Source organism: Candidatus Laterigemmans baculatus, assembly GCF_010367455.1.
GTDB classification, from domain to species: Bacteria; Planctomycetota; Planctomycetia; order Pirellulales; family Pirellulaceae; genus Laterigemmans; species Laterigemmans baculatus.
Window position 1 is genome coordinate 201,547 of record NZ_WRPR01000042.1, and the last position, 13,382, is coordinate 214,928.

Consider the following 13,382-nt stretch of genomic DNA (forward strand, 5'->3'; position numbering starts at 1 on the left):
TTCAAACGTCCTGCACGGACGTGGGCTGCGGGCGTCTCGCCGGATGCGCCCGATCGCCCTCAAGGACCGGGCATGCGGCGGACGAAGGTTGTGGAAATGTGTTCGATGAATTCGCTTCCCGACATCGCACCCTCGGACGGTTGCAGCGACGGTCCTTTCCCGCCGGCCGCGCCGCAGGGTTTAGCCCTTTCGCTCGCCGCGGCCATTCCGCCCGCTTCGGCGACGCAGCTGCACGGCCGCCAGCGGGAGCTGGAAGCGCTCTCCACCGCCTTTGCCCGAGTGGGAGGAGGCGAAGGGCTGGTGCTGCTCGTCTCCGGTAACTCCGGGGCGGGCAAAACCTCGCTCGTGCACGCGCTGCGTCGCAGCGTTGTGAAGGAGAACGGTTACTTCATCGAAGGGAAGTTCAACCAGTACCAGCGCGACATTCCCCTGTTCGCGATCCGGCAAGCGATCCGGCAGTTGGCGTTGGAGTTGGCCGCGGTGCCCGCTTCGCAGCAACAGCGGTGGAAGGAATGGATCCTCGAGGCGGTCGGTGATTTCGGCCGCTTGCTGACCGATCTCGCGCCGGAGCTCGAAGCGGTGCTCGGGGTTCAGCCGCCGGTGGCTCGGATCAGTCCCCGCGAAGCTCCCCATCGCTTCGCCGCCGTGCTCCGCAGTTTTCTCGGCGTGTTCTGCCAAGCCGAGCACCCGGTCGTGCTGTTCATCGACGATTGGCAATGGGCCGATGCCGCCTCGCTGGCCGTGCTCCGGCAGCTGCAGGTGAACAAAACTTTGCGGTATTTGCTGGTGATTGCCTCCTACCGGGACGAGGAGGTGGACGCGTCGCACCCGCTGGCGGCCGCGGTGGAGGAGTTGCATCGGCAGGAGGTGCCCACGGAGAAATTGGAGGTTCGTGGCCTGGGTGCGGACCATCTCCAATCGCTGCTGGCCGCCGCGCTGCCTCCCGCGGTGGAGGGTTTGGAGGAGCTGGCCGAACGTTTTCATGCGCATTCCGGCGGGAACCCGTTTTTCGCCAAGACTTTGCTCGAGTACCTCCACTCCGAGGGCGAGGTGTGGTTCGATGCGGCGGGGCAGACGTGGCGGTGGAGCCCCGCGGCGGTTGCGGATGCGGCGCGGGCTGACGATGTGGTCCGGCTGTTCGTCCGCAGGCTCGACCGGCTTCCGCTCGGGTGCCGCGAGCTGTTGTCGCTCGGGGCGTGCATCGGCAATCGCTTCGACCTGGAAACGCTATCGCTGGTGAGCGAGCAGTCGTCGACCGAGTGCCGCAAGCGGTTGGCTCCGGCGGTGGACGAGGGGGTTCTCGAGGAAGTCGAGGAGTCTCGTCGGTTCGTTTTTCAGCACGACCGGGTGCAGCAGGCTGCCCATGCGCTGCTCGTTCCCGCCGAGCTGCCCGCGGTGCGGCTGCGGATCGGTCGGCTGCTGGTTTCCCAGTTGCCGGCGGAACAACTCCAGGAGCGGATTCTGGAGGTGGCGGATCATTGGAACGCGGGGCGAACGCTGATCGGCGACGATGCGGATCGGCTGCGGCTGGTGCAGCTGAACGTTGCCGCGGGGGAGCGGGCATGGGCCGCCACTGCCTACAAAGCGGCGCTCGAGTTCTACCGGATCGCGGGTGAGTGCCTAGCCGATGCGGAGCTGGCCGAAACGTTCTGGAGGGGGCATCACGAACAGGCCTTGGCGTTGTACAAGGCGTGGGCGGAGAGCGAGTTTCTCGAAGGGGAGCGAGGCGCGGCCGAGCGCTGCATTCGCGAGGCGGTGGCCCGCGCTCGCACGCCGGTGGAGGAGGCGGACGCGCTGTGCGTGCTGATCGTCCACTACACGCTATTGGCCAAGTACCCGCAGGCGATCGACGCCGGGCGGCGGGCTCTGGCAGCACTGGGGATCGTGCTCCCCGAGGCCGACTTCGACTCTGCTCGGGATGCTGAGATCGAGCGGGTGCGCCAGTGCCTCCGCGGCCGGTCGGCCGCAGCGCTCCGCGAGCTGCCTCGGATGACCGATCCGGTGATGCTGACCGCCGCGCGAGTGCTCACGACGATCGGCCCTCCTTGTTACCGCTCGCAGCCGCGGCTGTGGAGCGTCATCGTCCCCAAGATCGTCGGCCTGACGCTGCAGCATGGACACATCCCGCAGGTCGGATACAGCCACACCGGCTTCGGCGGATTGCTGGCTTGGGTTGCCAACGACTATGCGACCGCGCGGGAATTCGGTGAGCTGGCCGAGCAGCTGATGGGTGAGGTCTTTCAGTCCGCCTCCGACCGCAGCGTGTTCTCGCTGATGATGGGCAGCTCGCTGCGGCACTGGCTCGAGCATCTCTCGGCCGCCAGCGGTGACTACGCCCAGGCGTGGGAGACCGGGCTCCGGTCGGGGAACCTGCAGTACGCCGCCTACGCCACCGGCCACAACATGTACTGCCGCTTCTTCCAAGGCGTGCCGCTGCCGGAGCTGATCGACGAGTCGCAGCGATCGCTGGAGTTCAGCCGCACCCACACCAATGAATGGACGATCGATCTGCTCGAAGGCGGGCTGCGGGTCTTCCAGGTCTTGGCGGGTTCCGCATCCAGCGACGGCTCCTTCGAGGGGACGACCGAGTCGGACTATTTGCACCGCGTGCAGCGACATCAGAACCTGCAGGTCGCGTGCATCTACCGCGTCCTCAAAGCATCGTCGCTGTTGGTGCTCGGCGAGTACCAGCGGGCGCTCGCTCTGAGCGACCAGGCGGCGACGCTGCTCGAGGCGGTCGGCACGCAAGGGCTGCTCCCTTGGCCAGAGCACGTTTTCACGCGGCTGCTCCTGCTGGCTGCGGTCGAGAGATCGGGGGGCGAGCGATCGGGGGGCGTCGGGCGGCAAGCGGAGAACCGCCGGGAGATTGATCGGCTTCTCAGCCAGTTGCGGGTTTGGGCGAATCAATGTCCAGCGAACTACCGCCACAAATGGTCGCTCGCCGAAGCCGAGGTGGCGCGGCTCGACGGTCGAGCGACCGAAGCGGTGCGCCTGTACGAGCGGGCGAGCGAAGAGGCGCGGGCAGGCAGCTTTACGCAGTGGGAGGCGATGGCCCACGAGCGAGCCGCCGCACTGTGCGACGAAGTCGGCGATTGCCACATGGCCCAGGTCTACTGGCAGGCAGCCTACGGTTGCTACCATCGCTGGGGAGCACACGGGAAGCTGCGCACCCTCGAGGCGGAGTTCCGCAGCCGACTCGCCTGCGGGATCCTCCACGCGCGCGGGACCAGTGCGGTCGTGTCCGGCCCGGCCGTTGCCGCGCATCCCCTGGCCGACGTGCTGGACGCTCGCGTCGGCGGCTATTTCCAGGCCCTCGCCGCCTCGGCCGCCTGCTCTCCCGGCTTGGACGAGCAGCGCGAACGGGCGAGTCTGATCGAAGAGCTGACGCAGGCCACAGTCAATCTGCGAGAAGAAGTCGCCGAGCGGAAGCGGATCCAGGCCGAGTTGCAGCGGCATCGTGAGCAGTTGGCCCGGGAGATCGAGGAGAAGACCGCCGCCTGTCAGCGGGCCGAAGAGGCCAGCGCAGCTTTGCTCCAGACGCAGAAGACCGAGGCGATCGGTCGCTTGGCGGGCGGAGTGGCGCATGACTTCAACAATCTGCTCACGGTCATCAATGGCGGCAGCGAACTGCTGATGTCGATGATTCCCGCCGATGATCCCAAACGGCCACTGCTCGACGACATCCACGGCGCGGGCGAGCGGGCTGCCAACCTGACCCGGCAACTGCTGGCATTCAGTCGCAAGCAGATCCTCAGCCCCCGCGTTCTGGACCTAAACACCATCGTCTCCCGCATGGAGCGAATCCTGCTTCGCCTGATCGGCGAAGACGTCGAATTTCGGTGCGATCTCGGACGCGACCTCTGGCCGGTAACCGTCGACCCCGGGCAGATCGAACAAGTCATCATCAATCTGGCGATCAACGCCCGCGACGCACTCCCGAGCGGCGGCCGGATCATGATCAAGACCAGCAACCTCACGGTTGGCGATGAGATGCAGGAGACGCGGCTCGGTGCCGAACCTGGTTCCTATGTCGTCATGACCGTCTCGGATTCGGGTTGCGGCATGCCGCCGGAAGTCGTCTCACGATTATTTGAACCCTTTTTCACGACCAAAGAGATCGGTAAGGGAACGGGGCTGGGGCTAGCAACCGTATTCGGGATCGTCAAACAGAGCAACGGGCTGATCGACGTGCAGAGCGAGATTGGCAGCGGCACGACGTTCCGAATCCTGCTGCCCGCTGAAGCAGAGCGATCCGCCTGAGAGGTCGGTTCTCAGTGCAATCAGCCGCCACGCGCTAGCGTCCGGTTTCCGCAGTGTTTCGAGGCACCGGAGGGCAGCACGTGGCGGCTGATGAATCGTGAAAACCGAACCGTGCTGCCGCCTTAGAAGCGGCGAGCTGCATGGCGGCGGCCAAACAGCGAGCGAAGGATTTTCGTAACGGCGAAAATCTTGAGTAGGCGTCCCATGTCTCTCTCCTTTGCGGAAAATCGAAGGTTGCATCCGTTTGACTGGACCTTCGACTCACGCAACCCGGGTGCCAACAGTTAGGCTCGGTCAGAAAACCCTGAGCCGACGGCGCTAGCCGCGGGTGAGCCGACGGCGCTAGCCGCGGGTGCTGCAGCGGAAATCCCGGGGCTGCGAGGCCCGAGGCTAGCTGGACAGCGCCATTTTCTCACGCTGAATTGCCATAAAGTCAGCAGTGCCCAGCAGTTGGCTACCAAGTCGTTTAACGGCAAGCCGCAGGCGACTGTGTTTTAGAAAAGCAGTCGCCTGCGGCTTGCCGTTAAACGATCAAGACTGGGAGAGATGGTTGTGCGGATTCGGCCCACTGAGCCACGCGATCTAGATCGCTTCCGAGAGATTACGATCGCGGCCTTCGAAGGGGTTTCGATCGACCAGCGTGTCGAGGAGGCATTTGGTGCCTTCCATGGCCACGATTGGCGTTGGCGCAAGGGGCAAGCGATCCGCGCGGACTGGGAGCGCGAGCCGAGTGGGATCTTCGTGGCCGAGATCGACGGCGAAGTCGTGGGCGGAATCACGACGTGGCATGACGCGGAGGCGGGGATCGGTTTCATTCCCAATCTAGCGATCGATGCGAACCGCCGCGGCGAGGGGATCGGCCGCAAGTTGATCGAGCACGCGGTTGACCACTTCCGCCAACTGGGGCTGTCGGTGGCACGGATCGAAACGCTCGCCCACAACGAAGTCGGCAACCACCTCTACCGCGCGGTAGGCTTCGAAGAGGTCGCCCGCCAAGTCCATTTCGCAATGCGGCTCGAGAGAACGTCCTGAGTCATTGAGCCGTAGGCGCTAGCCTCGGGCCTATTCCGGTTGGTGCCGTGAGATAGCAGTTCGCAGGAGCGGCGTGCAATCGCGACCATCATCCATTCGGCAGTGTGACAAACCCGCGGCTAGCGCCGTCGACTCAGGGCTCTCTGGCAGGTTTTTGGAATTCCCGCTGGGATAAAGTGCTTCATGGAACAGACCGATCCGCAGACAGAGAGTCTCCGAGCGAAGCCGCTCTGGCGCCGCCCCGATCTGATTGCGATGTTCGTGTTCGCCGGCGGTTTTATGACGATCGCTTTGGTCGTCGCGGCTTCGTTGCTGTTCCCGCAGCCGGGCAAGGCAAGGTCGCTGGCCTTGGGTATCTTCGCGGTCTTGATGTTCGGTTCCGTGGGGGCGGGGGTGGCTTGGCTGTCGGTCTGGGTTGCGCGGGAGCTGAAGCGAGAGGAACGTGCTCGGGAGCAGTGGCCGAAGCAGCCGTGGCGATGGCAAGAGGATTGGGCGAAGGGCGAGGTCACTTACTCGCAGTGGAAGAAGCCGGCGGGTTTAGCCGTCTTCGCGCTGTTGTGGAACGCGATGAGCTGGTTCGGCTTGTATACGTTTGTGTTCGCCGAGCAGGCCAAGCCGGAATTTCTAGCCGCACTGGTGGTCGCACCATTCTGTATGATCGGAATCGGCCTGGTGGTGATGTTCGCCAGATCCGTCTGCGAGTCGCGACGGTGGGGCTCGAGCCGGTTGGTGTTGAAGACTTGCCCCGCTGTAATCGGCAATTCTCTTGTTGGTTATATCAATACTTCGCAAGCTATCGCAGGTGAATCCGAAATTCGATTAACACTCACCTGCCTCGAATCGCGAATCGCCAGAGCAAAGGTGGGTCGATTCGAAGTCGGTAAAGGCGAGCGTTACGATCATCTCCTGTGGCAAGGGAGCCGAGTCGTTCATAAGCGATTGCCCGGTGCAGAGCGTGAATCCACCCGAATTCCCGTCGCCTTCAGCATTCCCGATGGGGTTAGGTCTTCTGGTTCTTCCATTTCATGGGTTCTGGAAGCCGATGCGGATGGTCATTGGCCGCGTTACCATTCAGATTTTGAAGTCCCTGTTTTTCGAATTCAGGGCGGAGCGGGCCGACTCGCTTTAGATGCCGAAGCGTTGGGTGAATGGGTTTCTGATGAAACCTTTGCGTCGATGGTCGGGCGGGCGAGCGGCCAAGTCATCTGTGATGGTCCACGTTCGCTCGAGTTGAGTTTTACCACCGAGCACAGCAGAAGGGTGCTCATCGGACAAGGCTTGCTAGGCATCCTATGGATGATTGTGAGCTGGGGAATAGCTGCAAGTCCTCAGGTTCCTATGATCATCCGATTCCTGTTTCCGCTGGCCGGGGTGATTCTCGGAGGTGCGATTATCGTGGAATGGCTAACCGTGCTCACATTAGAAGTATCCCCGCGGTCGATCGTTCGCCGACGCCGAATTCTGGGGGTAGAGTTGCTCAGAGAGATCGAAGTTGCGGACGTTGAGCAGGTCGAGGTTGTGCAGAAGCGTCATGGAGTGCTCTCGCTGGCGGATCAATGCGTGAGAGTCCGGACACGAAACGGAAAAACGCATCTTCTCGTCCACGGTTTGCCGCAGCGAGTCATTGGCGAGGCTATTGCCAGAAAGGTGGAAGGGATACTTGCCGGCAACCCCTGACCTGATGGCGCTAGCCGCGGGTTCTGCAGCGGAAACGTCAGGGTTGCGAGGCCCGAGGCTAGCGCCTGCGGCTCAGGGGGCCCGAGGCTAGCGCCTGCGGCTCAGGGGGCCGGAACCACTCGGCGTCCGCGCTACGCCAGCAGGTCTTCGATGACTTTGGCGGGTTGGCCGTCGAGGAGTGATTGCTCTCGGCCGTTCTGCTCGTAGGTCAGGTGTTCGGCGTCGATTCCGAACAAGCGGAGCAGGGTGGCGTGGTAGTCGAAATGGTTGACTGGGTTTTCGACGGCGTGGTGGCCGAACTCGTCGGTCTCTCCATACATGCCGGCGCGGAAGCCGCCGCCGGCGACCCACATCGAGAAACCGTAGGTGTTGTGGTCGCGACCGATGTTCGCTTCGTTCTGGATCACCGGCAGGCGACCCATTTCGCCTCCCCAGTGGACGATCGTCGAATCGAGCAGCCCCCGTTGCTTGAGGTCCTTGACCAGCGCCGCGGCGGGCTTGTCGACCGCCCGGCACGAAGCGGGGAGCGCGTTGACGATCCCCCCATGGTGGTCCCAGTATTGATTCTTGGTGAACAGCTGGACGAATCGCACCCCGCGTTCGATCAGCCGGCGGGCGATCAGGCATCGGCGGCCAAAGTCGTCGGTTTCCGGTTGGCCGATCCCATACATCTCGTGAGTCGCTTGGGATTCGCGGCTCAGGTCGGTCGCTTCGTCGGCCGAGAGCTGCATCCGTTCGGCCAATTCATAGTTGGCGATTCGCGCTTGCAGCTCGTGGTCCCCAGGCCGCCGCTCGGCGTGGCGGCGGTTCAGCGATTCGAGCATCTCGAGATAGTTGCGTTGGATTTCTCCATCCAAGTGGGGCGGTGGCTGAAGATTGAGGATCCGCGGCTCGACCGGACGGATCACGGTCCCTTGGAACAGCGAGGGGAGCCAACCGTTGGACCAGTTCAAGACGCCTTCGACGGGCAGCCCTTTGGGATCGGTCATGGCGATGAACGCGGGCAGACTCTCGCTCTCGGCGCCCAGGGCATACGTCAGCCAGCTGCCGAGCGCCGGCCGGCCCTTGAGCGGCCGGCCTCCGTTCATCGCGTGGATCGATTGACCATGGTTGTTGACGCCGGTCTGCATCGAGCGGATCACGAGCGCGTCGTCGACGATCTCCGAGAAATGGGGAAGCAGCTCCGACACGTCGGTGCCATGCTCGCCATACTTTTGAAACTTCCACGGCGAACCAAACACTTTGGAGCTCGCCTGGGCGGCATTGTCGTATTTGATTTTGCCGGGGAACTTCTGCATGTGCAGTTTGTTCAACAGCGGCTTGGGATCGAACAGATCGATCTGGCTCGGTCCTCCCTGCATGAACATCGAGATCATCGCCGTCGCCCGCGGCTGGAGCGGCGGTTGCTTGGGCTTGAGGTCGAAGCCGACACCCATCTTGGGTTTGGGCGGAGCCGCCTGAGCTCGCTGGGCCAGCAGGCAGGCGAGCGCGAGCGGGCCTCCCTTGATCACCGACGAGGCCAAGAAGTGGCGGCGAGTGGACCGTGCGATGGAGTTGTGGGTGTTCATTGGTCCGTATTGGGTTCGGCTGGCCCTCCCCGGGCCTGAGAGCCCGACCCTCCCAGGGGGAGGGTGATGGTGGAGGGCAGGGTTCTGAGGGCACCTAGTCGATGTAAATAAATTGATTGGAGCTGAACATCGCTTGGCAGGCGGTGGCCAAGGCCATGCGGTCGATTGTTTCGGGGGCCAGCTTGGGATCGCGGGATTGGAACGTCGCAGCCTGCTTTTCGACAAACTGGACTAGTTCGGCCAACACCGGCTCTTCGATCGGGCGGCCGAAGCAGCGCTGCCACGCTCTGGAGAGTTGTTCGGGCAACTCATCGCTGGTCGCGATCATTCGTTCGGCGAGACGGTCGGCCTGGTCGATCACGAATTGGCTGTTCATCATCAACAGCGCTTGCATCGACACGTTCGAATAGCTGCGGCTGGTGCAGTTGGGCGAGACGGTGGCGATGTCAAAAGTTTCGAGCACGGCTAGCGGGCGGCTGCGGCGGACTTGGATGTAGACGCTCCGTCGTGAGCTTCCAGGCGAGTTGAGCTCTTCGCCGGTCGGCTTGCGTTCGCCATCGAGCATTTCTTTGCCGATCACGATCTGACCGACCGCATCTTCTTTGACCGGAACGGGCGGACCGTGGAGTTGGTTCAGCAGGGAGTGATTGACTGCGAGCATCGCGTCGCGGATCGCTTCGGACTCGAGTCGGCGGACCGACATCCGCGCGTACAGCCGGTTGTCGGGATCGACCGAGTCGAGCGTTTCGCTCCGCGCGGAGCTTTGCCGGTAGGTCTGCGAGAGCATCAGCAGGCGATGCATCCGCTTCAGGTCCCAGCCGCTCCGCATCAATTCATCCGCCAGCCAGTCGAGCAATTCCGGGTGGGTGGGAGCTGAGCCGAGCCGGCCAAAATCTCCCGGTGTGTCGACGATCCCGCGGCCAAAGTGGTGCATCCAAACGCGGTTCATCAGGACCCGGGAGAGCAGCGGATGTTCGCCGCTGGTCAGGTGCCGGGCATAGGCCAGCCGGCGGCCGGTCGTGGAAAGTTCGGGATCATCGACCGGGATGCTCGCCGGGGTGAAAGTTGTCAGCACGGTCAGCTCGTTCGGCTCGAGTTGCGGGCCGAGCTGGTTGTGATCGCCGCGGATGAACAGGTGCGTCGGCGGCGTGTGATTGGTCGGCTCAGTCAAAACGCGGACGAATCGTTCCTCGGGGGCGGTGCTGCGGATCGCGGCGACCGCCTCTTGCATCTCGGCCAGCTCGGCCTGAGCGTTTTGCTCGCGGCAGATGCGAGCTGCCTCGCGGTACCGCTGAACCTCGGCAAAACCCTCTGGATCGAACTCGGCGAGCGTTTCGGCGGTGACGAGCTGCTCCGCTTGAGCGCTCTGATCGGACTGATCAGCCTGCAATTTCTGTTGGGCCGCGGCGATGTATTTGGCTTCCCGCTCGGCGGCCGCCTTCTCGATGTCGCCGGCTCGTCGAGCCCGCTGCTGGGCGTACAGGTAGAGCGATCCGGGCGAGATGTTCCCGACGCTTGGGTACTCTTCGAGGAGGGCGACTTGAACTTCGCTGCGTTTCGACTTTTCCGTCTTGTAAGCCACTCGCAGCGCGTCGCGGACCTCGTCGGGAACGACCAGCAATTCCTCTTCCAGGGTGCGGTCGATGTGTTCCTGTTGCCGCCGAGTGCGCGCCTCCTGGGCCTCTTGGGCTCGAGCTTCGACCGCTGCCCGCTCGCGGCGGTCCTCGGCCGTGTAGAGCGAGATCCGCCGCTGGCGGGGCTGTTTCCACTGCTTCCAGTCGAGTGCGGGCTCAAAGATCGCCCGCAGCCGGAAATAGTCGGCTTGGCTGATCGGGTCGTAGCGGTGGTCGTGGCAGCGGGCACAGCCGACGGTCAGCCCGAGCAGCGACGTCGAGACGATCTCGAGCGTGTCGGCGATCGTTTCATTGATCGCCAAGTCGCGATCGATCCCGCCGCTCGCCGTGCCGTCGGGGGCCATCCGCAGAAACCCGGTCGCCGCGAGCTGGGCAATCCGCTCGGGCGTCAACTCTGCGTCGCCGCTGGCTATTTCATCGCCGGCCATCTCATCGCCGGCCAACTGCTCGCGGATGAACTGGTCGAGCGGTTTGTTGCTGTTGAAGCTGTCGATGACGTAGTCGCGGTAGAAGTAAGCGAACTCGCGCTCCACGTCTTCGTTGGTGTAGCCGTCGGAGTCCGCGTAGCCGGCGACGTCCAACCAGTGCCGCCCCCACCGCTCGCCATAGCGGGGCGAAGCGAGCAGACGGTCGATCAGATTTTCGTAAGCCCGTGGATGTTCGTCGTGGACGAACGCCTCGACCATTTCGGGCTCCGGTGGCAGCCCCCACAGATCGAACGTCGCCCGGCGAATCAGCGTCCGCCGGTCAGCCGGCTCGGAGAGCGCCAGCCCGTCGCGGTGCAGCCGCTCGAGGATGAAGGCGTCGATCGGCTGAGGAATGGCCGGCCCGCCGACCTGGGGAATCTCACCAACCTCGGGAACCGCAGGGCGGCGGATCGGCTGGAAGGCCCAGAAGTTCCGCTCCTCCTCGGTGATGTAGTCCCCGCCGTCGAGCGACTCGGGTTCCTCGCGAGCGGTCGTGGCTCCTTGGGTGATCCAGTCGCGGATCGAGGTGATCTCTTCGTCGCTAAGCTTGGTCTCGCCCGGCGGCATCTCCCCCGACTCGATCCGTTCGAGCAGCAGTGAGCCGTCTGCGTCGCCCGGGAGGATCGCTTCGCCCGAATCGCCGCCGCGGATCAGCCAGCGGCGGAGCCGCACGTCGAGCGCTCCTTCGGTGACGCCACTCTCGCCGTGGCAGTGGAAGCAGTGCGTCTTGAGGATCGGCCGCACATCGCGCTCAAACGTTCGCAGGCCAGCCGCCTGGGCTGGGGATGCCGTGGCTTCGGCCGCTTTCGCTTCGGCCGCCGTGGCTGTCGAAGCAGAGGCGAGGGGCGAGACCGCGGCCAGGGCGCCGAGCAGCAATGCGAGGGGGCGGGTCGGGTGCATTTTCTGAGGCGGGGCGGGAGGGCAGAAACGCAGGCGGGAAGCGTCCATCATAAAGCGCCCGAGCGGGGGAAGCGATTGTTCTGCCGATGGCGGGACTATCGCATGGGCCCAAGACGGCGCTGGTCGTTGATCCCGGTCGCGACGTGGAGCCGTATTTGGAGGCGGCCGAGACGCACATCCACGCCGACGATGTTGCCGGAGCCCGCGAGCTGGTTACCGCGATTTCGGTTGCGTCGACAGATCGATCACGCCCAGGTCATTTTTAACATCCTCGCCGACGACCAACCTGAACTCCGATTTCTCGGCGTCCGCGTAGCGTCCCTGGAGTTTGTCGGGGCCTCCATAGGACATCGACAGCGGATTGATCTGACCCCAAATGAAGGTCAGCAGGTAATTGCCCGCCGGTGCCCCGTCACCGTTGGCATAGGTGGAAACGATGAGATTCCCCTGAGCGTCGGTGAAGGCAGTGGGGAAGGTGGGTTGTTTGACGTCGACGCCACGCTCATCGTGGAAGACGACCTGGATGCCTTCCTGCGGCACTCCGTCGATTTTCACGACGCCGGTGATCGGAAACACCGGCTTCTCGTTCGGGTATTGCTTTTCACACCCGGCAAGGGTCAGGCAACCGAGCACCGAGAGCGTCCACAGTCGCCAGAACGAAGGATTTGGTGAGGAACCCATCAAAGTGCGTGTGGGGGAAGGAGGATTAGGAGCTAAGAAACCGCGGTTCGGATCATTCGAGTGCGCCGACCGCTTCGCCCTTTTCCCGCGTGATTCGTGCGGCCAGCGGGAAGGGAGCGACCGATTCGCTGAGGAATTGCACCGAGGCATCGGCCATCAAGAAATGGCACCCGCCCGGATGGAAGCTGTGGAAGCTGCTGCCGCGGAGATTGCTGCAATTGATCGCACAGGTTCCTTCGGGAGCTGGGAAGGTGGGGTTGCGGACGGTGCCGGCAAGCCAGTGCTCGCCGTTGAGCGGGTCGCCCCAGCCGCCGCCTTGGAGGCCGCTGTAGGGTGCGGGAACGTCGATCTGTCGGGTTCCCGAGTAGAACCGGTTTCCGCCGGTCCTTTCGCCCATCAAGAAGGTGTGGCTGGTACCATCGGTGATCGTCGCCATCCGATTCGATTTCGGCGCGGCGAAAGTCGTTTGCAGCAGCGCTCCGTGGCGGCTGCCACCAGGGCCCCCGTGGTCGGCATAGGCCGCGGCCGCAAACGTCCCGAGCACGCCGCTGGTCACGCAGTAGTCCGACGGAGCGGCTCGCCAAGTGATTTGGGGCAGCCCGGGGAGTGAGCCCGCTGGAGCGATCCCGTCGTAGATCCGATCGATCCCGCCGGGGGCCGAGGGACAGACGAAGGTCGCCAGCGGAGTCGAGATGACGACGACGTTCGCTTGGCTGATCGGGCCTCCTTCGTTGGTCGCCGAAAAGGAGGTGTCGTACTGGCTGTGCAGCGGTTCCTGCTCGAGAAATGGCAACAGCCCCACGCCCGAGCTCTGCAGGTTGTACGGCGGGGCGGGGGGATTGACGTACCAGGAGGCCGGAAAGGCGCTATAGGTAGATTCGTAATTGTGAAAGGCGAGCCCGATCTGCTTCAGGTTGTTCGCACAACTCATTCGCCGAGCTGCTTCGCGAGCCGCTTGGACCGCTGGCAGCAACAATCCCACCAGCACGCCAATGATGGCGATGACGACCAACAATTCGACGAGCGTAAAGCCCGTTCGGCGGAGGCGGCGCTGATCCATGGGAGCACGTGGGGGTTAATGGACAGGACGATTTCTGAACACAATTCCAGGTGTACTCTGGGCAGAAGCATGGCCCCTAAGGAGTGGCAATGGCCCTATTGTA

The 13,382-nt window shown here is 63.7% G+C and carries 7 protein-coding genes; 3 read left to right on the forward strand and 4 right to left on the reverse strand.

Annotation, left to right across the window (positions count from 1 at the left end; genetic code table 11):
* Nucleotides 1-105: 105 nt before the first annotated feature.
* The 3 genes from GNK13_RS09540 to GNK13_RS09550 all read left to right on the forward strand — a co-directional run bounded on the left by GNK13_RS09540 (nucleotide 106) and on the right by GNK13_RS09550 (nucleotide 6,969).
* Nucleotides 106-4,260: an AAA family ATPase gene (locus GNK13_RS09540; RefSeq protein ID WP_164102281.1), complete on the forward strand. Its 4,155-nt coding sequence runs from the start codon at nucleotides 106-108 to the stop codon at nucleotides 4,258-4,260.
* Between the two features lie 552 nt (nucleotides 4,261-4,812).
* Nucleotides 4,813-5,292: a GNAT family N-acetyltransferase gene (locus tag GNK13_RS09545; RefSeq protein WP_164102282.1), complete on the forward strand. Its 480-nt coding sequence runs from the start codon at nucleotides 4,813-4,815 to the stop codon at nucleotides 5,290-5,292.
* A gap of 183 nt (nucleotides 5,293-5,475) precedes the next feature.
* Entirely contained in the window at nucleotides 5,476-6,969 is a 1,494-nt protein-coding gene (locus tag GNK13_RS09550; RefSeq protein ID WP_164102283.1) for a hypothetical protein, read from the forward strand.
* 131 nt (nucleotides 6,970-7,100) lie between these two features.
* On the opposite strand, the gene GNK13_RS09555 is transcribed toward GNK13_RS09550, so the two are convergent.
* From GNK13_RS09555 to GNK13_RS09570, 4 genes are all read right to left on the reverse strand, one after another.
* Nucleotides 7,101-8,537, reverse strand: a complete 1,437-nt coding sequence (locus GNK13_RS09555; protein ID WP_164102284.1) for a DUF1501 domain-containing protein — start codon at nucleotides 8,535-8,537, stop codon at nucleotides 7,101-7,103.
* Between the two features lie 94 nt (nucleotides 8,538-8,631).
* Nucleotides 8,632-11,538, reverse strand: a complete 2,907-nt coding sequence (locus tag GNK13_RS09560) for a DUF1553 domain-containing protein (RefSeq protein WP_164102285.1) — start codon at nucleotides 11,536-11,538, stop codon at nucleotides 8,632-8,634.
* Nucleotides 11,539-11,751: 213 nt separating this feature from the next.
* Nucleotides 11,752-12,219 (reverse strand): hypothetical protein, encoded by a 468-nt coding sequence (locus GNK13_RS09565; RefSeq protein ID WP_164102286.1) that lies wholly within the window; start codon nucleotides 12,217-12,219, stop codon nucleotides 11,752-11,754.
* Between the two features lie 52 nt (nucleotides 12,220-12,271).
* Nucleotides 12,272-13,279, reverse strand: coding sequence for a DUF1559 domain-containing protein (locus GNK13_RS09570; protein WP_164102287.1), 1,008 nt, complete (start codon nucleotides 13,277-13,279; stop codon nucleotides 12,272-12,274).
* Between the last annotated feature and the right edge of the window lie 103 nt (nucleotides 13,280-13,382).